At 31.8% G+C, this 23,691-nt stretch carries 20 protein-coding genes; 4 read left to right on the forward strand and 16 right to left on the reverse strand.

Annotated features, from left to right (window positions below; all coding sequences use genetic code 11):
- Positions 1 to 12 precede the first annotated feature (12 nt).
- Together GOQ16_RS12420 and GOQ16_RS12425 are read left to right on the forward strand one after the other, a co-directional pair.
- A complete protein-coding gene (locus GOQ16_RS12420; RefSeq protein ID WP_160069573.1) occupies positions 13 to 711 on the forward strand; it encodes an SDR family NAD(P)-dependent oxidoreductase in 699 nt (232 codons plus the stop codon).
- A gap of 19 nt (positions 712 to 730) precedes the next feature.
- The gene (locus GOQ16_RS12425; RefSeq protein WP_160069574.1) at positions 731 to 1,345 is read left to right on the forward strand and encodes a flavin reductase family protein; all 615 of its coding nucleotides are present in this window, start codon (positions 731 to 733) and stop codon (positions 1,343 to 1,345) included.
- Positions 1,346 to 2,286: 941 nt separating this feature from the next.
- On the opposite strand, the gene GOQ16_RS12430 is transcribed toward GOQ16_RS12425, so the two are convergent.
- Positions 2,287 to 3,618, reverse strand: a complete 1,332-nt coding sequence (locus GOQ16_RS12430; protein ID WP_160069575.1) for an AAA family ATPase — start codon at positions 3,616 to 3,618, stop codon at positions 2,287 to 2,289.
- A 424-nt stretch (positions 3,619 to 4,042) separates the two neighbouring features.
- Between GOQ16_RS12430 and GOQ16_RS17670 the strand changes: the two genes are divergently transcribed.
- The gene (locus GOQ16_RS17670) at positions 4,043 to 4,270 is read left to right on the forward strand and encodes a hypothetical protein (protein WP_204987481.1); all 228 of its coding nucleotides are present in this window, start codon (positions 4,043 to 4,045) and stop codon (positions 4,268 to 4,270) included.
- A gap of 203 nt (positions 4,271 to 4,473) precedes the next feature.
- A complete protein-coding gene (locus tag GOQ16_RS12440; RefSeq protein WP_160069576.1) occupies positions 4,474 to 5,976 on the forward strand; it encodes a sulfatase-like hydrolase/transferase in 1,503 nt (500 codons plus the stop codon).
- Positions 5,977 to 6,072: 96 nt separating this feature from the next.
- Here the strand turns inward: GOQ16_RS12440 and GOQ16_RS12445 are convergent, their stop codons facing one another.
- The 15 genes from GOQ16_RS12445 to GOQ16_RS12515 all read right to left on the reverse strand — a co-directional run bounded on the left by GOQ16_RS12445 (position 6,073) and on the right by GOQ16_RS12515 (position 23,554).
- Complete coding sequence (locus GOQ16_RS12445) at positions 6,073 to 8,445, reverse strand: GumC family protein (protein WP_160069577.1); 2,373 nt, start codon at positions 8,443 to 8,445, stop codon at positions 6,073 to 6,075.
- An 11-nt stretch (positions 8,446 to 8,456) separates the two neighbouring features.
- A complete protein-coding gene (locus GOQ16_RS12450) occupies positions 8,457 to 9,230 on the reverse strand; it encodes a polysaccharide biosynthesis/export family protein (protein WP_192922529.1) in 774 nt (257 codons plus the stop codon).
- Positions 9,231 to 9,325: 95 nt separating this feature from the next.
- A complete protein-coding gene (locus GOQ16_RS12455) occupies positions 9,326 to 9,793 on the reverse strand; it encodes a WxcM-like domain-containing protein (protein ID WP_160069578.1) in 468 nt (155 codons plus the stop codon).
- Complete coding sequence (locus tag GOQ16_RS12460) at positions 9,780 to 10,739, reverse strand: MraY family glycosyltransferase (protein WP_160069579.1); 960 nt, start codon at positions 10,737 to 10,739, stop codon at positions 9,780 to 9,782. Before GOQ16_RS12460 ends, GOQ16_RS12455 begins: the two co-directional genes overlap by 14 nt.
- 3 nt (positions 10,740 to 10,742) lie before the next feature.
- The gene (locus GOQ16_RS12465) at positions 10,743 to 11,639 is read right to left on the reverse strand and encodes an NAD-dependent epimerase/dehydratase family protein (RefSeq protein WP_160069580.1); all 897 of its coding nucleotides are present in this window, start codon (positions 11,637 to 11,639) and stop codon (positions 10,743 to 10,745) included.
- A complete protein-coding gene (locus GOQ16_RS12470; RefSeq protein ID WP_160069581.1) occupies positions 11,626 to 12,828 on the reverse strand; it encodes a glycosyltransferase family 4 protein in 1,203 nt (400 codons plus the stop codon). The genes GOQ16_RS12465 and GOQ16_RS12470 overlap by 14 nt, the downstream gene beginning before the upstream one ends.
- Before the next feature lie 63 nt (positions 12,829 to 12,891).
- A complete protein-coding gene (gene wecB, locus GOQ16_RS12475) occupies positions 12,892 to 13,989 on the reverse strand; it encodes a non-hydrolyzing UDP-N-acetylglucosamine 2-epimerase (protein WP_160069582.1) in 1,098 nt (365 codons plus the stop codon).
- Positions 13,990 to 13,994: 5 nt separating this feature from the next.
- Positions 13,995 to 15,038, reverse strand: a complete 1,044-nt coding sequence (locus GOQ16_RS12480; RefSeq protein ID WP_160069583.1) for a glycosyltransferase family 4 protein — start codon at positions 15,036 to 15,038, stop codon at positions 13,995 to 13,997.
- The gene (locus GOQ16_RS12485) at positions 15,039 to 16,442 is read right to left on the reverse strand and encodes a hypothetical protein (RefSeq protein WP_160069584.1); all 1,404 of its coding nucleotides are present in this window, start codon (positions 16,440 to 16,442) and stop codon (positions 15,039 to 15,041) included.
- Positions 16,435 to 17,529 (reverse strand): glycosyltransferase, encoded by a 1,095-nt coding sequence (locus tag GOQ16_RS12490; protein ID WP_160069585.1) that lies wholly within the window; start codon positions 17,527 to 17,529, stop codon positions 16,435 to 16,437. The genes GOQ16_RS12485 and GOQ16_RS12490 overlap by 8 nt, the downstream gene beginning before the upstream one ends.
- Positions 17,526 to 18,893, reverse strand: a complete 1,368-nt coding sequence (locus GOQ16_RS12495; RefSeq protein ID WP_160069586.1) for a hypothetical protein — start codon at positions 18,891 to 18,893, stop codon at positions 17,526 to 17,528. The genes GOQ16_RS12490 and GOQ16_RS12495 overlap by 4 nt, the downstream gene beginning before the upstream one ends.
- The gene (locus tag GOQ16_RS12500) at positions 18,894 to 19,886 is read right to left on the reverse strand and encodes a polysaccharide pyruvyl transferase family protein (protein WP_160069587.1); all 993 of its coding nucleotides are present in this window, start codon (positions 19,884 to 19,886) and stop codon (positions 18,894 to 18,896) included.
- 3 nt (positions 19,887 to 19,889) lie between these two features.
- On the reverse strand, positions 19,890 to 21,293 hold the full coding sequence (locus GOQ16_RS12505) for a lipopolysaccharide biosynthesis protein (protein WP_160069588.1): 1,404 nt from the start codon (positions 21,291 to 21,293) through the stop codon (positions 19,890 to 19,892).
- Entirely contained in the window at positions 21,280 to 22,560 is a 1,281-nt protein-coding gene (locus GOQ16_RS12510; RefSeq protein ID WP_160069589.1) for a nucleotide sugar dehydrogenase, read from the reverse strand. Before GOQ16_RS12510 ends, GOQ16_RS12505 begins: the two co-directional genes overlap by 14 nt.
- A 25-nt stretch (positions 22,561 to 22,585) precedes the next feature.
- Positions 22,586 to 23,554: an SDR family oxidoreductase gene (locus GOQ16_RS12515; RefSeq protein WP_160069590.1), complete on the reverse strand. Its 969-nt coding sequence runs from the start codon at positions 23,552 to 23,554 to the stop codon at positions 22,586 to 22,588.
- Positions 23,555 to 23,691: the final 137 nt, after the last annotated feature.

The raw sequence follows: 23,691 nt of genomic DNA on the forward strand, positions 1-23,691 counted from the left end.
TATTGAATGAATATGAAAAACATAGTTATTGTTGGCTGCAGCAAAGGAATAGGACTTGCTACAACAAAGATTTTAAGTGAAAATCACTGTGTTATTGGATTATCACGAACTTATAATGAAACATTATACCATGCCAATATTACATTTCATGCTATAGATGTTTTATCGGGTAACTTAGATGAAATTCATTTCCCTGAGATCATCGATGGGTTGGTTTATACTCCGGGAAGCATCAATTTAAAACCTTTCAATAGGCTTAAGGAAGATGATTTTAAACAGGATTTTGAGATAAACGTAATTGGTGCTGTAAAAATTATTCAAAAACTGCTACCTAATTTAAAAAAATCACCGAGTGCTTCTATCGTGCTATTCAGCACGGTTGCTGCAAAGATAGGCATGCCGTATCATGCAAGTGTAGCTTGTAGTAAAAGTGCTATTGAGGGTTTAACTAAAAGCTTAGCGGCAGAATTTTCGAATTTCAAAATTAGGGTTAACGCCATTGCCCCTTCCTTAACTAACACGCCACTTGCTTCAGCGCTTTTGTCTAACCCCAAAAATATTGAAGCAGCAGAAAATAGACACCCCCTTAAAAGAATTGGTTCACCAGAGGAGATGGCTGAAATGACAGCATTTTTAATTTCTGATAAATCAAGCTGGATGACAGGCCAAATTATTGGTGTAGACGGAGGTCTGGGAACCCTAAAGGTTTAATTATTTAAATAGTTGCAATATGAATACACATTTTAGTAAAATAAATATAACTGAATTAGAAGACAGAAAACGTACAGCTTTTGTTAATTCGTTAAGTGGCTTTAAAAGCCTAAATTTAATCGGCACTAAAAACGACGATGAAGTAGCAAATTTAGCCATTTTTAATTCTGTTATACACATTGGGGCAAACCCTCCGCTAATGGGCTTTGTGGTTCGTCCCGATTCTGTAGATAGACATACCTTAACTAATATTAGAAACAGTGGTTACTATACGATAAACAACGTAACCAAAAGCATTTATAAACAAGCGCATCAAACATCAGCGCGATATGAATCCTCAGTATCAGAATTTGATGCTGTAGGTCTTCACGAAATTTATAAGAATAACTTTTTCGCGCCATTTGTCAAGGAATCGACGATACAAATAGGCTTAAAGCTTAATGAGATAATTTCTATTAACGTTAATCAAACTTACTTAGTTGTAGGTGAAATTTTAGATGTTTATTTCCCGCAAAGTGCACTGATGGAAGATGGTAATCTTAATTTAGATATAGCTGATAGCATTTGCGGGAGCTCGCTTAATGGTTACCATGAAACAATACCTCTTGAGTGGATGAACTATGCAAAACCTTAATTTTACAGCATAAAAGCTAAATGAATCAACATTTTTATAAAAAATACATTACATCTAAGACGTGAGTTTAGATTTAATCGCCATTTTTTGCATTGTAGCTAGGCTGAAATAATAAGCATAAATAGATCTTGAAAACATTAAAGTCAAGAAGATTAGTGCCTTCATATTGATTCATTCATAAATGAGATTTTTATTGCTATCTATACTGACTTTTGCATGAGCATTTTATCAGTGCATAGTTTAGGGTTAAAAGTGTAAAACGAAGACCTAAATATTATTACAGCACCTATTATAGTGGTCGTTCTTTTAAGTATATTAAATTTTGTAGCTTTATTTGAACCATTTTGAGATTAAACATATGCTGTACTCCAGCCAAATAAATGTGCTGTAATTTTCATATGCATCTACAAATTTGAAAGTATAAGATAAATTTATTGAAGTTATGCCGTCAATTAAAATGGTCTTTTTATTTTTAGGTTTCTTTTGCAATGAGTATTTGTGAGTATTTGTAAGTTTTATCAAGTGTTTTTCTTTTTTGATTTCCAAAACTCGTGGTATTTATCAAGAAAAACGACTTGAAAAACATTATCTTCAAAATATCCAATTATACATTCCTTTCCTTGTATATGCATTGAACACCAAATCACATCTGGGAGGACATGCTTTGGGTGAACAAATCCTGATTAGGGAGGAAATACTACCTTGGTATATGGTTTAATAATCTTTTGGGACGTGGCTTGTCCAACTGTCAATTGGCATATCTCTCTTAGTTTACTGACCGCTAAACCGAGTAATTTGTCGTGTTCCCATTCTTCAAAACTTTGTCCTTGATTTCGGTCAAAATCCCGAAAACTTAGTACAATCAATGGTTCCTTTCGTCCTTCCTAGTGGCAGTGGTATGAACTTCTCTTTTGTAGGAAGCAATATCCCTTTCTTTAAACTTACTCTGCTTGCCTTTTGCTATAGAGTAATTCGTCTAATTTTTCATCAATATCAAAATTAGGAATTGCACCATATTTACCTTCTAAATAATTCTTATCAAAGGCAGACTTATTTCTGACTTTATCAGTTTTAAAATCAGCTAATGAAAACAATTCGGATGATCCAAACTGATTTTTTTCGACAAACCAAATTTGGTCTCTTCTAAATGTTTCTTTGTTAAGTAAAGAAATATCATGAACTGCACATATGAGCTGGGCATTGCTCTTGTTAAACTTATGAAAGAAATCTACTAGTCGTAACGTTAAATGGGTATGGATCCTTGAGTCAATTTCGTCAATGATTAATACTTTTCCATTTTGCAATGAGTCATACCAAGGGCCAAGCAGATATAATAGTTTTTTAGTGCCTTCAGACTCCTGTTTATCAAAATTAAACGGAACAGTACCAACTAAAATATTATTCTCGTCATATTTTCTGTGAAATGTAATTAGTTGGTCTCTTCTAGGTTGTTTTGACTTTATTTTTTGAATACTTGTAAGAAGATTAATTACTTCTTCGTCTTTCTCCTTTTCTCTTAAAGTTTCAAGATCTATTTCGTTCACATCTTCTTCTGTTGTTGAAAGGTTAGCTATCTCTAGGTATTTCACGAAATGCAAAACCCAGTTGAAGAACTGTTTATCTGATTTTAATTTATCAATAGTGTATCTTTTGTGTCCTCGGTCATGAATTCCATTAACGAAATTGAATTTCTTAAACCAGTCAACAATATTTGAAGAAGTCTCTTTACCTAAGGTTGCCAAAAGAGATAAAAACAAAACATTCTCTTTTAAATCTTCTTCCTTTCCCAGGCCTTCCTGAAAAGCTGATTTATTTACTTCAATTTTTTGGTAGTCTCTTTTGAAAAGATATACCTCTTTACTAGTAGTATGAAAAAGCCATTCAGCTACAATTTTGTCGTAGTCTATTTCAAATCCATAGCGATATTTAGTTTCTTTTTGTATAAAAGATATTTCAAAGAAGCTGGATTCTTTCTCCGAATTTGCATTTAGAGCAAATTTCTCTAATGGGAATTTTCTTTCATTATTTTCCATCAGCGCATCTCGGAATGAGTTTAAAACAGTTTGCTTCATGAAACCCATAGCTTCAAGAAGATTACTTTTTCCGCTTGCGTTGTTTCCGTAAATTACAGCAGATTTTAAGAGATTGATATTGTCTTGGGTCCCGATAATATGTGTGTTTTGGTGCTCCTTAAAAGACTTTGCGACTACCATTGACAGTGTCGTTAAATCTTTAAATGAGAGGAAATTCTCAATGCTGAATTCTATTAACATACCTATTGTTTATGTTTGTATTATATAACAAATATACACCGAAAATTAAAATTTGCAAATTTTTTTCAAATTTCGATTTTTGATAAATTACTTTTACAAAATTGACTAATATTAAGTTATCCGTAAGTTGACATTTTCTAATTGTTTGTAAACATTTGTCTGGTATTGTTTAAATCAGTGCGCTAGTTGGTAACCATGCTGGTATAGTCAATCCTGATAATGAATCAGCAAAAAAACTCTATTCTAAGCTTGGATTTGTACCTATAAAATCAACAAAGCGTATGTTTTTACCTCTAAAAACTATAATTGACTTATTTAAATAAAATAAGGGTTAAGCCCGCTTATTCTATTTACTCATTTCATCTACTAAATACTTACTTTCAAGCTTTATAATTCGGTGGATATTTTTATATCCACTGAAATTATGTATCTGAAATCTGTAGGTCGAAATTCTACTCTTATTTTAGGTATAACGCCCGATACATCGGGACTAATCCCTGCTGGAGATTTTAAAAGATTAGAGGAATTTGGGAAAGAAATAAATCGCTTATTTGATAATCCTATCGCAAAAGTGAATTCGGATGGACTTATTGCCGTAATTAAAAACGAAAAAAAATACCTGTCACATATATCATGCTACAAGAAAATATAGCTTATGGCCACAGAATTATGGAATTTGCGGTAGAGGTCAAGATGGTAAATCATGGAAGATAATAGATTCAGGAACGGCTGTAGGACATAAGTACATTAAAAAATTAGAAATGCCTATTATTGCAAATAATTGGCGTGTGAGGGTAACTTCAAGTAGGGCCACACCTAAAATCATTAATTTCTCACTATACAGTAATAAATAAGATGAAAAGAAGACTAAAATTTGCCTTTATAATAATCCTGCTTGCAAACATAAGTATGCTTCAAGCGCAGAAGAAACCTAATATTATTGTATTTATGGTAGATGATATGGGCTGGCAGGACACCTCATATCCATTTGATTCGGCGCTAAGTGCATATAATAAAATCTATAGCACCCCAAATATGGAGAAATTGGCTAAAATGGGTGTTGCCTTTACAAACGCCTATAGTACGCCAGTCTGTAAGCCATCGCGCATAAGTTTAATAACAGGGATGAATGTCCTTCAGCATCAAGTAACCAACTGGACATCACCTTTCAAAGATGCTCCTACGGGCCAAAAAGACAAGCAATTTGCTGAACCCAAATGGAATCACAATGGACTTAGCCCAGTTGCAGGTATCCCCCATACGGCTTATGCAACCCCCATATCTCAAATTCTAAAAGACAACGGCTATTTCACCATTCATGCTGGAAAAGCACACTGGGCCTCATCTGGAACTCCAGGATCCAATCCGTATTCTTTAGGATTTATCGTCAATATTGCTGGCTCATCCACGGGTAGACCTGCCAGCTTTTTGGGTAAAGAGAATTTTGGAAGAAATACGGCAGACTACCATGGGGTTGAAAATATGCAGGAATATTTTGGTAAAGACATTTATTTGACAGAGGCACTGACTTTGGAAGCTTTAAAAGCGCTGGACTATCCCGTCAAAAATAAGCTGCCCTTCTTTTTAAATTTAGGTCATTATGCCCTTCACGACCCGTTGATGGCAGACAATAGGTATTATGAAAAATACCTAGCCCAGGGCTTGAGTAAGGATGAAGCCAAGTATGCCTCTATGATTGAAGGAATGGATAAAAGCTTGGGTGATATTTTAGCATACTTAGAAAAACATGCCATTATTGATAACACGCACATCATATTCATTAGCGATAATGGAGGATTAAGCCTTACTCCACCACGAGATGGAGAACCACATACGCATAATGCGCCGTTACGCTCTGGAAAGGGTTCCATATATGAAGGTGGAATTAGAGTACCGCTGATCATAAAAGGAATCAAAGGAAATGCAAAGGGAAAAAGAGTTGATACACCTGTTATTATTGAGGATATATTTCCTACTATTTTAGATATGAGTAAAGCGCGATATAGTGCCTTACCGCAAAAAATCGATGGTAGGTCTGCTATGGGGTATTTAGATGGAAAAACTAAGAATGATACGGATAGTAGACCATTGATCTTTCATATACCAAATAAATGGACCCAGAATGATGGCGATGGTTTTAACTATAAATCAGCGGTAAGGAAAGGCTTCTTCAAACTTATATACAATTGGCGTCAAGATAGCTATGAACTTTACTATTTAATAGATGATATTGGCGAAAAGAATAACCTAATTGCAGTAAAAGAAGTTCAGAATATAGCAACTGAATTAAAGGATATTTTACATACTCGTATAAAAAGTAGCAGCAGTCCCGTACCCTCAAAAACAGTTGAAAAATAAGACAGTTGAAAAGTAAGCACACGGTTTACCGTAAAAAGGGCCTTAGAGTTTTAATACTAAGGCCCGCGAATATATCATTAAAAAAAAAATAATTTGTTAGCTACTTTTAAATCCAGAAATAAATCTGCTCCAGAAGCTTTTCTGTTTTAAATTGTCTCCATAACCATACCCGTAACCATAACCATAGCCATAACCACGTTTAAAATCAACATCGTTAATTACCACAGCCATATTTTTTAACTTACGTTGATAAAACAATTCTTTTGGTACATTTAGTAAACGTTTGTCAAGGTAATTGGCACGTGCCACATAAATTGTTAAATCGGCATGTTCAGCTATAAGAATGGTATCTGTTACTAAACTCACTGGAGCAGTATCAACAATCACAAAATCGTAATTTTCACGACCATACTCTACAATATCTGTAAAATGACCATTCATTAAAAGTTCAGCTGGATTAGGAGCAATATATCCCGAATATATGATATCAAAATCATAAGGAGCTGGCTTGCGAATGATGATTTGGTCAATCGGCATATCAGGATTTATCAAATATTGCGTAATACCAATATTTGTATGTTGCAAATGAGATAAACCTAAATAATCCAACACTTTAGGCGACCTAATATCCGCTCCAAGAAGTAATACTTTCTTTCCAGACATCGCTAGAATTTTAGAAAGATTGGTAGCTATAAAAGATTTACCTTCACCTGAGGTAGTGGAAGTCACATAAATAACCGCACTCTCCCCTTTCTTCTTAGTTAACATGAAAGAAATGTTGGTGCGGAGAATACGAATTGCCTCCGCTAAAGAAGAACGATCATTTTCTTTAATAATCGGATATTCGGATGTTGGTATTTCCCCAAGAATAGGGGCAGGAAACTCGGCCTCGATGTCTCTACGTGACTGTACTTTATTGTCTAATAAAAATTTTATGTAAAGGATAGCAAATGGAATAATGAAACCTAAAATCATGGCTCCTAATAGGATTATTGATTTTTTAGGTGCTACAGGAATGTTAGATCCATAAGCTTCATCAATAATTTTAAGATTTGCTGGGGTTGCAGCAGCTTTAATTTCAGTCTCTTCACGCTTTTGTAATAAGAATAAATATAGCGCTTCAAAAATTTGCTGTTGTCTTGAAATATCCTTATAATCTCTTTCTTGATTTGGAAGCTGTCCTAGTTTACCAGAGTATTTACTGGACTGCGCTTGAATAACATTAACATTAGTTGAAAGAACATTTCTATAATTACTTAATGAAGTATTCAAATTTGCTTTAATATCGCGTATATTTTTATCTAAATTTTGAACGATAGGGTTATCTGGAGTAGCAGATTTCAATAAATCCTCACGTTCCAATACTAATTCATTATATGACTTAACCGTAGTTTCAATTGATGGATCATTAAGACCAATGTTAGACGGCAAAAGACCTCCCTCATCAGTTACAGTTTCACGCATCATATCAGCGAGTCTCAACTGAGTTTGATATTCAATCAACTTGCGTTCATTTTCAGTTGCATTCTGCATATACATCTGTACTTCTGAACTCATATCGACTAAGTTGTTTCTATCTTTGTAGTCAGCTACTCTTGAATCTGACGATGATAAATCTCTTGTAATTAGAACTAATCGATTATTAATAAAATCAGAAGTAGTCTTAGAAACTTTAATTTTATCCTCAGCTGCATCTGCGTCATACTGCTGAACTAATGAATTCAAAATTAATCTTGCTTTTTCCCGATTAGGGTGATTCATCGAGAAATTAACTATAAAAGATTGCTTTTCCTTATTAGGAGTAACTTGAATACCTGTTAACAAATTGTCAATTACTTTCTCTATCGGAGAGACCTGAACAATCAAGGTACTCTCTAGTTTCATTGAGGAATTCGGTACCAGCATCACAGCTCCAATTGGTGTCACAAACTTCTTTCCAAAAGTATAGTTATCGATCACCTGTTTGTCATCGGTTAGCTTAACTTTGCCATCACTCAACGACACTTTTACTTCGTAAGATATACTATCAATGTTTGAATTATTAGGATCTAGTAAAACAATTTTTACTGGAGAGTCTTTTTCTAATAATTCTGATTTTTTAACATTGCCCCTGGAAGTATAGCTTATATTAAGTTTATTAGACACAATCACTTTTCGTAAAATTCTACGCGACTTAATCACATCAATTTGGTCAGAAACAAAAGCTGAAGTCTGACTTCCTCCACTGGCCATGGATGCAAGCTCAGATAGGCCGGCTAAATCACCTGAAGCTTGCTTTTCGTCTTGTAACAAAACTTTTGCTTCTACTTTGTATATTTTCTCCGCATAGCGTAGATATAACATGGACAAGAAAAGACAAATTATAATTGAAAATAAAAACCATTTCCAAAAATAGGCATATTGTTCAAATAGTTGTCTTAAATTTAAATCCGATTCTTCTTGAATTGGTTGAGGAGATTCATTACTCATTTAAAAAATATCTAATTACGTACAAAAATAGCTATTAAACCAATAATCACACTTGAAACTGAAACAAATATAGAGGTATTTTGCGTATATTTGGAAGATTGCACACGAGCACCATTAGGCTCGACATAAATAACATCGTTTTGAGCTAAATAATAAACTGGAGAATTAAGTGCATCTCTCGAAGTCAAATCTACTCGATACTCATTCTTAATACCATTTTGTTCACGCACAACTAGAACATTTTTTCGAACCCCATTAATTGTTAAATCTCCAGCTAATCCGATAGCCTCAAGCAATGTAATACGGTCGTTATTAATCGGATATGTCCCAGGGTTTTTGACCTCACCCAACACCGTAACTCTAAAATTACGTATCTCCATGCTTATACCAGGACTTACTATATACTTACTTACTTCTGTACGCAAGTAATCAATCGCTTCTGTTCTTGTTTTACCAGCCAATTTAATTTTACCCAGTTTTGGAAAATCAATAAAGCCATTATTATCAATGGCATAAGTTGGTATAAAAGGGTTCGCAGTTTGCAATGAACCTGAATTACCAGCATAGGAGGATATAGGATTAAAGGGAGCGGTAGCTCTTACATCATCCGCTGTAACAGATATTGCCAAAATGTCGCCAGATTGTAATTTAGGGGCATTATTCTCATAATTGGAAACTAATGCAATGCTGTCATACTGCTGAAAATACACAAGGTCTTTTCGAGAAGCACATGACAAAATAGTCAAGCTAACTATTAAAATAATATATAGGATGTATCTTTTCATAATTGAAATTATATGATGCAAATAATGAATTGCAATTTGGCAAAAATAATCATTTTTGTAGTATCTACTAGCAACTAATTAAAATATACCTAAACCTAGAGATCAATCGTATTATTTCCTATTCCAACAAAATAATTGGTAGACCATGTATAATCATCTAAGGGAGCATGTTCAATTCCATGATCTGCAAAAACAAGTAGCTCAGAATTATCCTCTAAAGCTCTTAAAGCAGTACCGTATCCTTTGGGTAAATGTAATACCTCTAAATTTTCCGTTGATAGTATTAATGTCTCTATGGCCAAATTAGCAGAAGGATTTTCCCAATTATCAATCTTAACAATATTAACCTGGAAACTACCAGACAATACATAAAACCAACGTTGTTCTATACGATGCGCACGCCATCCTCTTATAAGTTCTGTATCACCATTTTTAATAATATAAAATCTTTTTACTAAACTCATGTCAAAATCGTTAACAAAACGAATTTGACCTCTTGCATCTTTTGCGACCCCACCTTTTATCGTTTTAACGGCATTCCGTCTATTATTATGCTTTAACATATTTATTGATTATATAAGTCTTAAACCCTAAATACAAAACACTTAATGCAGTTAGCGTAGTTATTGCAAATAACAATTGATATTGGAAATTCTTGTCTGTAATACAGATTGTTACAAATCCTATCATAAATTGTACCACGCCATATAAAAATGAAATTAGCAATTTATTAACCGCAGCCTCATTTCCTAGAAATTGATATAAATGTGATCGATGCGCTTCAAAAATATTCTCTTTGAGATATAAACGTCTTACTATCGTCCACACTGCATCAATACCATATACAGCTAAAAATAATATGTAAATAAAATTACCTGTTTCCAGAATAAGTTTACCCATAGCGAACAGTAAAATAAAGGCGATTGCTACTGACCCTACATCACCAGCAAAACTTTTAGCCTTAGTTCGAAAGTTGAAAAAAGCAAATACAACTACTCCCAACAAAGTAAACAGCAATAAGTCTTGGTCAATGAATTTCAGTTCATTATTTACAATTGCTAACAGTCCCCCTACGGCTAAACTATAACAAGCCGTAATTCCATTAATTCCATCCATGAAATTATAGGCATTGATTACGCCAACGATGATTACAAACGATATAATCAAATAATACCAAGGTAATGAAAAAATTTGCAGTTCATACGCGATTAATAATACAGCGGAAAAATGTACGAGTAATCTTAGCTTATTGGATAAGGTCAAAATATCATCTACAAAAGAAACTATAGTCATCATAGTCAACCCAAGAAAAAACCAAGGATATTGAAAGCCTGACCAAATAAAATATATCAATGCGGCCAAGTAAAATATGATACCTCCCCCACGTAATGTAATTTGAGTATGTGAAGAACGCTCATTGGGTTTGTCAATAATATTATAGCGATCTGCAATATTGAAGTATACTAACTCCAAAATAAATAGTGTTACAAAAACGATTAAATAAATCATTAATTATTTAGCTTGATTAAACGATTTTATAGTAATTTCTAAACCTTCTTTAGCTGATAAAGGAAGTTTTTCAATCCCAAGAGCATTTTTAACTTTAGTATTAGAAACCAACAAATTAGATGTCATTTTTTTTAATCTCTTGGTGTTTAAAGGAATGGACAAGATATCACCAACTTTAGCAACCGCATTTATAAACAATTTAGGCAAAGCAATATCTGGTACATTTTTATTTGTAACGGATTTTATTATTGAAATAATTTCCTTTGTAGATACTGGCTCATCATCTGCGACATGATAAATTCCCGATTCTAGTGAATTCTGCTTTGCTATGATTTCTTTAACTAAAAAATTAAAATTATCAATAGATATAAAAGAGCGCCTATTGTTAAATGAAGCCAATGGATAGGGAATACCCTTTGAAATCAACTTATACAATAAGCCCAGATTACCTTTGTCCCCAGGCCCATGTATCATTGGTGGTCTTAGAATAATTATTTTTTTACTTCTTGGAATTGATTGATCTAAAAGCCATTTCTCAGCTTCTCTTTTTGATTTTCCATAAAAAGATTTTGGATTACATGAAGCCATCTCATCTAAATAATCATTTGATTCGAATTCTTCAACAGCGGCTAATGAACTTATATGGATTAATAAAGAGGCTGACGACTTAATAAATTCGTTATAAATCTCCTTTAATAAATCGAAATTTGCATAATAATAATCGCTTTCGATAGCTGTACCTTTATGATCATGTGCTTTTCCTACAAGATTTATAATGACCTTCGCTGTTGAAAGTTGAAATCTCCAATCTTCCGAACGTAAGGATACTCCTTCAGAATTTTCTATTATTTTAATTAAATTTTCACCAATAAAACCTGAAGACCCACTAATTTTTATCATTGTGAACGAGTTTTAATGCATCCAACATCTTAGAAGCCAAATATTTTTTATCGAAATATCTTTTAGCTACTATTAAAGCATTATTTCCAATTTCCGCCGTATTCTCTGAATTGTCTTTTAATTCGATTAATTTCAGAGCTAGCAACTTTGGGTTATTTGGATCCACGGTAAACCCCACTCTATGTTGATTTAGAAATTCTTTCATCCATCCATTAGTTGTTTGTATAATTGGGACCCCTGCTGCTAATGATTCAAAAAATTTATTTGGAGAAGATGTGTCCAAGATTGGTGTTCCTTTTAAAGGTACCAAAGAAACAAAAGCGTGCTGCACATAAGAAACCAACTGATCTTTAGGCATTAACCCCATTCTAATAAAATTAGTTACCCCTTCTCTCATTGCTTTTTGCTCTAACTCTTCTCTCTGTTGTCCCTCCCCAATCAATACAATCTTAATATCGTCCCTTCCAAGTTTCTGTAATTCTTTTGCAGCTTCAAACAACCAATATGAATTATTTACCATTCCTATATTACCAGTATAGATAGCGTACGTTTTACTTATTAAATTTGATTTAGGCAAATCAAGCTTCTTGGAAAATAAGTCAATATTAGCTGCATTTGTTACATCTATAATATTATTAATATCGAACCTTGATTTAATATTTGATGTCATTCCAGGAGATAAAGTTATAATATAGGAAGAAGCATCGTAGCACACCTTTTCAAACCAATATGCAAATTTTTGAACTATTTTATTTTTAATAATTCCTAAATCAATAGCACCTTCAGGCCATAAATCTCTTGTTTCAAAAACCAATTTCCTGCCCCTTATATATTTCGCTATTAGTCCAGGTAGCCCAACGGTAATAGGGCCTGAAGATGCGATCACAATGTCAGCAGGGAGTGTTAATGCATAATATGAGGAAAGTAGACTATATTGTACAAATGACCATATTCGACGAATAAATGATTGTTTATTATCAATATTTACATTTAACACTTTAACTTTTATTCCATCAAAAACTTGGTCTTCTATAAGTTTTTTTGCCTTCAAATCCGACTTGCTGTAAATACTGGATACGACAGTGACCTCATGTCCTTCATCAACCCATTCTTTTGCAAATTCATATACACGTGTACCCCATGCTCCCTTGGGAGAGGAAAAATATTGATAAAAGTATACTATTCTCATAATTATTATTTGTACCCAAATGTCTAAAACACAAGAACAACAAGTTATTGTAGATTAAATATTTTAATTTTTATTCCCTAAACTTAACAGAGATGACACAATACGTTTTGCGGCATTTCCATCCCATAATGGTATTGATTTCCCTTTTTTCCATTTACCGTCAAAAAGCATCTTAAAAGCTGGTTTTAAAGCCTGAGGATTTGTACCTAGCAACTCATTAGTTCCTAATGAAATTGTTTCTGGCCTTTCGGTATTATCTCTTAAGGTCATACATGGAATATTCATAACTGAGGTTTCTTCTGTAATACCTCCTGAATCAGTGATCACTGCAAATGACTTCTCAACCAAGTAATTAAATTCTAAATACCCCAATGGTTCAATCAAATGCAATCTTGGATGGGATACCCCTAAGTTTGACAATATTTTAGCTGTCCTAGGGTGTACAGGGAAAATTAATGGAAAATCTTGAGAGTTAAGGATTATTTCATCAATTAAGTTCTTTAATTTAGATTCTTCGTCAACATTTGCTGGCCTATGCAAGGTCATCACGATGTATTTACGTTCAACCAAAGACAAATCGTTCCAGATTGAAGGCTTTTTGAAATTTGGTTTTTGCTTTAACAAAGTATCTATCATTGTATTACCTACAAAATAAATCCTTTCATCTGCTATTCCGTTTTTAGATAAATTATCATTTGCCCCTTCGGATGTTGTAAAAAAATAATTTGATATACTATCAGTAACCATGCGATTAATCTCTTCGGGCATGGACCAGTCACCAGACCTAATTCCCGCTTCCACATGAGCTACTTTAATATGTAATTTTTGAGCCGTGATTGCACAAGCCATTGTTGAAGTTACATCTCCTACAACAAGCACAAGATCACAAGGGTTACTCTCTAATTCCTTTTCGAAGCCAATCATAATTGAAGCCGTTTGCTCGGCTTGAGTTCCACCTCCGGAATTTAGATTGACACTTGGTTCTGGTATATCTAGTTGTTTAAAAAAATTTCCAGACATTTTATCATCATAATGTTGACCTGTATGTATCAATCGATAATCAATCTCCTCACCAAGAGACTTAGCTTCGATTATTTCATGAATTATCGGTGCTATTTTCATGAAATTGGGTCTAGCGCCTGCAACTATTGTAATCTTCATAATTCTTAAATTCTATTTTTTAATATTTGCCATGCCTTTTCAGGACTAAATGTATCTACGTAATTGCTTATATGATTTTTAAAATCATTAATCACTTCTGGATTTTTTAAAATTATAATCACTTTATCTAAGAAATCCTCTGAGTCATCGAAGTTAGCAATCAAACCAGTTTTACCATCTTCAACAAATTCACATGCATATTTCCACTTTGATACTACTACAGGTACATTTGCTAGGTAAGCATCTAATATAGTTCCTGGAAAACCTTCAGTATAATATTCAGTTGGGAATAATAACAAATCATAATTTGATAAAACGTCAGGAATATTAGAAGGATCAACTGATCCACAATACTTTATTCTCCCTGAAGATTTTTCAATTTGCCTATTGAATGTATCATTATAATCACTATATATAGGACCATATATATCTAAAGAAAAATAATCAACATCATTAGTTTCTAACTTATCTATTAATTTAAATAGAGTATCTACCCCCTTTTGGGGATGAACTCGCGCCATAAAAACTAATTTCACTGGCGTTTGAATATCTTTTAAATTAATCCTATTCTTTTCTGAAAAGCGGAAGTTGTGTAACTGAACTACATTGTCAAAACAATATTTTTCCTTTAACAAAATTGTCAATTCTTTAGTTTGAGGATAGATGCCTTTAACTCGTTTCAACATGTATTGATGTATTGGTAAATTTTCTATAAAATCACTTAACCACCCACCAACTACAATATAATGAATATCAATACCTCTAATTTTGCATATTAAATATATTATTGGAAATAAATATTTAAGATTATTATGCGCGGGAATATAAAATAAAACATCAGATTTTGAAACTTGAAGAAATGATTTAACAAGATTTAATTTACTCTTTTTGAATTTTTGAGTATCAAAAAGATTCACAACAATTGGATGTTCTCTCGAATAAAATTCCAATAATTCAAAGATAGATCTAGTTTTAATAGTTTGTCCATCTAATTGATTATTCTCAAACCCAAAATACCCATAAACTAAAACCTTCTTTTTACCCCTCATTTATTTACTTTTTAAAAAATTAAACTTCATTTTCTCCCAATCACCATAATTATGATATAAATCAATACCGAGGTCTCTAATTGATCTCTTACCAGCAACTTGTTTAAGTTGAGTAAGGAAGATATAATCATCACGTGATGATGCCAACGCCACTAGTCTAATACTTGGATAAATATTATTTTTATCAAAGTATATTAAAGAATAATCATATATTGGAGAAGTAGGGGGCATTTTCCAACTCCCCCTATTTAAGGCTTTTGTCAAGTCTTGTGAATTGTAAGCTTTATTAATATCACAAAAGTTCCATACGCCAATTCCTTGTAAGTTGTAGTTTAAAGCCTCTGAAGCTTGTGAAATGAAATAAATAGGTTTTACATTCCTACTTTTTGAAACAACATTATAGCTCCAATAATTATATGACTTATTTGTAAATGTGGGTTTTAAGTTAATTTTTTTTGCAACAACTTGAGCAATAAAAGTTTTGTTATTTTTGATTGAATATACTTGATTAGTATTTGAACCAAAAGTACTGTAAAAATTCGAATTTAATGCTAAGGAACTATCTAAGGAGATAACTTTATTGATAAATTGTACCCCCTCAATATCAGGCTCGTCAATTAAGTATATATATATGTTTTCAATAGGTATTGAACGACTTTTAAATACCTTCCTCAATCCATACACCCATTCTTTATAAGATATTTTAAAATTTTCATCAAATTTTAATCCTTTCTTATTTAGATTCAAAAAAACAAAATAGCGTTTAAACTTAGTACTACCAAGTGGAAGGTAAGATTCTAACTTACTAAAATTCAAATTCCCTTGACTAATTTTTGGCAGTGCAAATGGGGGTATAACAATATTATCAAAACCATATGTTTGTAACATACTTTCAACTTGCTTTCTTTTTCCGACAAGAGCCGAATTGTAATCAAAATAAGACCATACATTTATATCATATTCAATTGACGGTATTAAATTGGATACTATAACTTGTTTCTTCAGATGTATGTCGGTATTAGATATACTAATCGTCACATTCTCGTGACCAGATCTAATTCCTTCAAATTTAACTAGAAAATACATTTCTTGAGATAATTCCTGCATTTCTAATGGCAATATTGCATCAAGAATTGTTCTTTTACTATAGTTTTTGATGGAGGGTAAATAATTAAATGAAACTTTAACTTTACTTGAACTACATTTGAAAGTAATTTTATTAGAATTTGCACCAGATATTTTTAATATACGGTAATTAACTCCTTTTAATAAAATTGGAATACCTTCAACCTTATCTACAGTTAATTTTGAAACCTCATTGTCCCACGGCAAATACCACTTTGCTTGTTGTGCTAAAGCAACATTAAATATAAAACAAAATATAAAAACAAGGGCCTTATACATCTTGATAGATTTTATTATGAGCATTATAACAGATATTAATACTATATTTTTGATCATACTCATTTCGGGCATTTACCGAAATTACTTTTAAAGTATCTGGATCAAGAATTAAAGCTTTTTCTATAGCAGCTTTAATATCCATAACACTAGTTCCATTAATAAGATAACCATTTACGCCATTTTTAATCATATAAGAAATACCGCCGACATTAGTACCTAAAGAAACCTTACCGAGTGCGAAAGATTCGATTAAAGAGATAGGCATACCTTCCCACAATGAGGGTAATATAAAAAAATCAGTTTGGGCTAAGTAATCTTGTGGATTATTAACACTGCCCAATAAATCAATGTTATTATCCACTAAACTATATAACTGATTATACTCAATACTGCCTTTTTCCCCTCCGAGAATTATTAACTTTATTTTATTGTGTTTTAATGTATTTAATTCCTTAACGGCATTAATTAAGTTAAAATGATTCTTAGCTTCTTTTAGGCTTCCAATATTTAAAAATATTTTATACCCTTGAGATCTTAAATTATCAAAATATTTTGCTAATTTAATTGACTCTAAAGTCGACTCAGGAGCGCTGCGTCCGTTAAAAATCATTTTAACACTTTGACCATATAACCCACGAGCTTCTTTATCAACTTTAGGAGAAATACTAATTGGCGTGCATTTATTTAAGAATTTGAAAAATATTAATCGAAGATATTTACCTAATGTGCTTTTATATTCCTTTGATGGCAAACTATGAATCGTATGAAAAAACTTACATGAGCAGAAAATTAATGCCATACCCATATAGTTAAAAGCAGATAAATGACTTTGCACTATATTCGGATCTATCTTCTTTATTAGCAAAAATAATTTATAGAATAGACCAAGGTCAAAACCTCGCTTTTTTTCTAAAAAATGAATTTTAACTTTCTTATTAAGCTCGTTTATAAAAAAATTATTATTCTTTTCAAATAAAATCAATTCACAATCCCAATCATTACAAACACCTTCATTGATTAAATCAACTACAAACCTTTCAGCACCTCCTGTTGATAGATTCGGAATTATGTGTACAACTTTTATCATAAATATTTTAATAATATATAAACCAAATGTAAGCTTATATATAAAATAAGACTACCAACTATAATTTTAATTTTTTGTAATTTACCGACATCTACATATATACTTATAGCTAATAAATAAACTAAAGGGTAAACAGCCATTAGCCTTCTAAAATCACCAGATGCTGCAGATGCAAATACTAAAAACACCAGAGAAATGAACAAAAGACACTGATAGTCACCGGGAAATGATTTTATCTTCTTAATACCGGAAAAAATAATATACCAAATTGTAAACCAAAAAATACCACTAAGCATAATAGGAAATGCCAAAATTTTAATTATACCGCGCGATGTACTCACACCTGAAGTAATCGGAAATGGTAAAATTTGGGAATAAGCAGTGCTTGCAATATGTTTGATACCACCTGGCAAATTAAGTAAAGTTGCACCAAGACCATCGGGTGCAGCATCTTCATTCTTCAGTTCAGAATATCTTTCGGAAGTTGAGTTCAATAGCTCCCAAATATACAAAACATTGAATCGAGCAAAAACAATCAATAGAAGAATAAACCCTAAAACAGACCATATCATTTTCTTGTTAGTTATTGTATTTTCGTTAAAAATGATAGCAAAAATATATAATAAAATAATTACACCGAAAAAAGCAGCATGTTCTGGTCTAAATAAACTTATTAAATATAATATTACACACAATCTAATAAGATTCCCAAGAGTTTTATATTTTAGAAAATAATAAAATCCTACTGCAAATAATAGACTAATATGAACATCTCTTAATAAATTAGCAGAATAAGCAAATATGTAACTTAAAAACCCATAAATTACTGCATAATAATAAGATTTCCTATTATCTAAGTATAGATTTAACAAATTATATACAGATGTTATAACCAACGAACTTGTAAAAGAAATAATCATTAATTGAATATAATAAGTGTTTGCTTGTATAAAATTTGCTAAATACCCAACTGTTATACTAATATAATAATACCCTCTAACTTCATTTAATTGATAATTATCACCTACACTTGCAATACTATGTAAATATGAATTAAAAGCAAGGAATTCTTGTGTATTTGAATAAAATTTTACACTATCTATTGCTATAAAATAATCTATATATCCATCATCAATATAAACTTCATTAATTATAAATGCATATAAACTATAGATGAGAAAAAAAAGTTGAAAAATTTCAGCAGAAAAATTATCATATTTTTTTTTAAAGCATACCTTAATAAAGATCAATCCAATTAAATTAAATAATATTGCAATTGTTATTATTGCAATATTATTATAATAGAGAGATAGAATTAAAAAAAATAATACTGATAAAACCAACTTTAAATTCAATTTAACCATTTAAGATTGAATAAAATTTCTACATTTATTTATAAGCTCTTTAGTATATTCATCATTAAAAGTTGGGTTTTTTATATTTTCCCAATCTATTTTTTGGGGATCTAGGACATGAAGATTATCTGAAATTTCTCTTGATAATTCCACTTTATCCGTTAACACTACATTCAATAATTCAATTGTACCCTTTAAACGAGACATCTCATGTGGATGTGTCAAGCCCCCTCCTCCAATAAAAACAACAGGTGTTCCCATCGCTAAGCAAGGTAAAGCACAATGGATTCTTGAAGTTATGACCAATTTTGCTTTAGAAAATTTTCTTAATAGATCTTCTGCTATTTCAAACCTTTCTGACTCGCTATAATCTTTATTCCAATACGAATGAGTTAAATACTCGGCTTTATTCAAAATATCAGATGGGATAATTTTTTTAATTTTTTTCTCTCTATCAAACATTTTAAAAATTTTCCCCTTAATAAGATGACTTAAAATTCGTATCGGAAAATCCTTATATAGTTGCTTATAATCATCTTTATATAATACATCAACCATATAAATTTTATCATTTCTATCATCAGATTTATATTTCAAGCCTAAAGTTGTAGTTAGACAAGCACTATAATAGCAATCAATTCCTTTATCTTCAAGAAACTTAACAGTACCAAAGTCTCTACAGCCAATAGGGGAATGTTTTTTTAAATAATCGATATTTTCTTTTTTGCTTAAAAGAATAGGAGCATGTGCCGAGTTTAAATGAAAAGAAACAAACAACGGCTTAATACTAGCAGCTGGAGGCCAATTGAGAGGCTTGTGAGTATACCATCCATTCATGATTACTTTTATCTCATCTTTACCATCATATTCGTTTAACCGATCTCTGTAAATCATATCATCTATTTTTGGTAAGAATTGCTTAGCTGCTAAACTCTGTATATGGTCACCTACATTAAATTTACCGGAAGCCCCATTTTCATAATTTAATAATCCAAATTTCATAAGTTATAAAAATTTATTTTTAAACGTTTTAATTGTATTAAAGTTAAAATACAAGGAAATTGTAATAACAAATACAATTACACTTATTTGTATTAAAATATTATCAAAGTAAGTGGGAATGAAAGAAATGAAAAAAACAATTAACAATCCACACATTTTTTGATAATTGACATGTATACGGAAAATATCTCGTGATTGGTAAATTCTTAAACTTAGCAAGAAAATATAACCTGTGAGAATACCTATAGAGGCTCCATACAAACCTATATGGGGTATTAAAAAAAATGACAAAATTATGGTAAATAACCCAGATAATACGGTACTGATAAATAGAGAGGAAGTCTTTTTAGCACCAAGAAACCCTGAAGAATAAAAGCTAGCCAAAGAGCTAAAAATTGTAGATAGCATAAGTATTGGGACTAAATATTTTGATTCAATAAAAGATTTGTCAATAAAAAAATGAAATAAGAAATTGTTTAATGAGAGAACAACTGCACTAAAACAAATTAATAGGCTACTATATTTATCAAAAACTGAAGTATAATATTCATTTCTATTTTTATCATTAAAAGTTAAAATAGACTTTTCTTGCCATGCTAATGTAAATACACCAACAATCATAGTAACAATAGTAGGTAACTTAAATGCTATAGCAAAAATTCCATTGAATGATGTCCCTAAAAACAGCAATATTAAATAACGATTAGACGACGAAATACCCCACCAACTTAAAGAATTAGGAATCATTGGGCAGGAGTAGCTTAGCATCTCTTTTAACAGCTTAATATCAAATAGTTTTATATTTATTAATTTATAAATTTTTGATACAAATATTAGCTGAATTGAAGTAATACAATATGCTGTTATTATCGAAATTAAAAGTCCCTCAATTTTCAAATTAGTAAATACTAAAAAATAGACTGATAATGAAACGTTAATAAATGAATTAATAACTCCATTTATTGCATAAAGTTTATTATATCCTATTCCCCTTACAATTTGCTGAAGAACAATATAGAAACTTTGAACAATTATTAATATTATGATATAGTTACTGAATTGAAAAGAAATAAGGGAAAAAAAATCTAATCCTTTCCAAATTAAAATAAAAACTATAGAGGTAATAAAATAAAAAAAGACTCCAGTACTTACAATAAATTGCCCTTCCTTACGGTCCTTAACTGTAATTAACCATCTAAAGATTGAATCTGAAATTTGTAAGGAAAATAATGGTATCAAAATATTAAGAGAAATCAGAACCAAATCAAATTGTCCGACTTCACTACTTGTTAGATAATAAGTAGTAAAAAAAATCAATAGGAAACTTAGGACTCTTGATCCAAAATTTCCCATCGCATAAATTGCCGAAAGAAAAAATAAACTTTTATTATTTTTATAACTTTTCATCAGAAACTGGCAATATTCCTTTTACATCATAAATAATTGCAGAATTCTTTTTCAAAGCTTCCAAATTTATATTCAAGAATTCATTGTGCGATACCCCTAACACAATAGCATCAAATTTATGAATAGGTAATTCAGTAGTAGACTCAATTCCATATTCATGCTTTACTTCAACAGGGTTAGCCCAAGGATCGTATGTAGTTATTTTTACACCGTAATCCTGTAATGCAGCAATAACATCTACAATTTTAGTATTACGCACATCTGGACAGTTCTCCTTAAAGGTAACACCTAACATTAATATCTCAGCGCCATTCACGTTGATACCTTTTTTTATCATTGTTTTGACTACCTGTGAAGCGACATATTCACCCATAGAATCATTCAAACGACGACCTGCAAGAATAATCTCTGGATGGTACCCGTGCTCTTGCGCTTTTTGCGCTAAATAATAAGGATCCACCCCGATACAATGACCTCCAACTAATCCCGGTTTAAATTTTAAGAAATTCCATTTTGTCCCTGCTGCTTCTAAAACATCATGCGTATTTATACCCAGAATATTAAAGATCTTTGCTAATTCGTTAACGAATGCAATGTTGATATCGCGTTGTGAATTTTCGATAACCTTCGCAGCTTCAGCCACCTTAATACATGGAGCAAGATGAGTACCTGCTGTAATTACAGACTTATAAACTTCATCCACTTCTATTCCAATTTCTGGAGTAGAACCAGAAGTAACTTTAAGAATCTTCTCAACGGTATGCTCTTTATCTCCAGGGTTAATACGTTCTGGAGAATAACCTGCATAAAAGTCCACATTAAATTTCAAACCAGAAATTCTTTCCAATACTGGTATACACTCTTCTTCTGTCACACCAGGATATACCGTAGATTCATATACAACGATATCTCCTTTTTTCAATACTTTTCCTACAGTTTCAGAAGCTTTGTATAATGGAGTAAGATCTGGTCTATTATTTTTATCTACAGGGGTAGGTACAGTGACTACATAAAAGTTCGCCTCTTTAATTTCTTCCAATTGATTGGTACAGTATAACCCAACCGATTGTGAAATAAGCGGATTATTCTTAACTAATACCGATTGCAAAATATCATCTTCTACTTCTAAAGTAAAATCCTTACCTTCACGTAATTCATCAATACGTTTTTGATTAATATCAAATCCTACTGTAGGATATTTAGTTGCAAACAAACGCGCTAGAGGTAAACCAACGTAACCTAAGCCTATAACTGCTATTTTTTTCATTCTTTATTATTGGAGAGTTTTAAATTTATTTTAGATTTTCCCAGTACCATTTAACAGCTTCTTTCAAACCTTCGCTAATGGTATGAGAAGGCTCATAACCTAATAGATTTTTAGCTTTGTCGACAGAAGCTAATGAATGAGGTATATCCCCTTGTCGATTAGGAGCATGCTCGACATCTACTTTTGAAATTTCAGCATCGTAATCTGTTAAATACTCTTTTAGATACCCTACTAATTGATTCAGCGTCGTCCTATCACCAACTGCGGTGTTATACACCGTGTTTACTGCTTCTGGATTAGTAGTTGTTATAGCTAGTTCATTCATCTGAATGACATTATCAATATAGGTAAAGTCTCTAGAATAATCACCTGTACCATTAATAACTGGGCTTTCGTGATTCATAAACTTCTTAACAAACAAAGGGATTACTGCAGCATAGGCACCATTCGGATCTTGGCGCCGGCCAAAAACATTAAAGTAACGCAAGCCAATGGTTTCCATGCCATATGTTTTAGAAAATATATCTGCATATAATTCATTAACATATTTTGTAATGGCATATGGTGACAAAGGCTTACCTATAACCTCTTCCACCTTAGGTAGAGACTCTGAATCGCCGTATGTAGACGAAGAGGCTGCATACACAAAGCGCTTTACTCCAGCATCTCTTGCCGCAACTAACATATTAAGAAATCCTGAAACATTAACTTCGTTAGAAGTCTGTGGATCTTTTATAGAACGGGGTACTGACCCTAATGCGGCTTGATGTAAAACATAATCTACACCTTCTACAGCCGAAGCACAATCATCCATATTTCGGATATCCCCCTCTATTAATTTAAAATTGGAGTTATCTAAATAATTTGATATATTGTGACGATGGCCTGTCGCAAAGTTATCTAGAACAACCACTTGGTGTCCCTTATTCAGAAAATATTCCGTTAAGTTTGAACCAATGAATCCAGCTCCTCCAGTTATTAATATTTTACTCATTTTTTATTTTTAATAAATATATTCTTTACTAAATATTTACAATAGGGCAGATTTAAACGGTAGTTATACATCTTTCCATATTAAGTTATTGGTAATTCATGAACGCACAAAATTACGCTTTTTTTTATAGGAAATAG

It is taken from the genome of Sphingobacterium bovisgrunnientis (genome assembly GCF_009829085.1).
Lineage (GTDB): Bacteria > Bacteroidota > Bacteroidia > Sphingobacteriales > Sphingobacteriaceae > Sphingobacterium > Sphingobacterium bovisgrunnientis.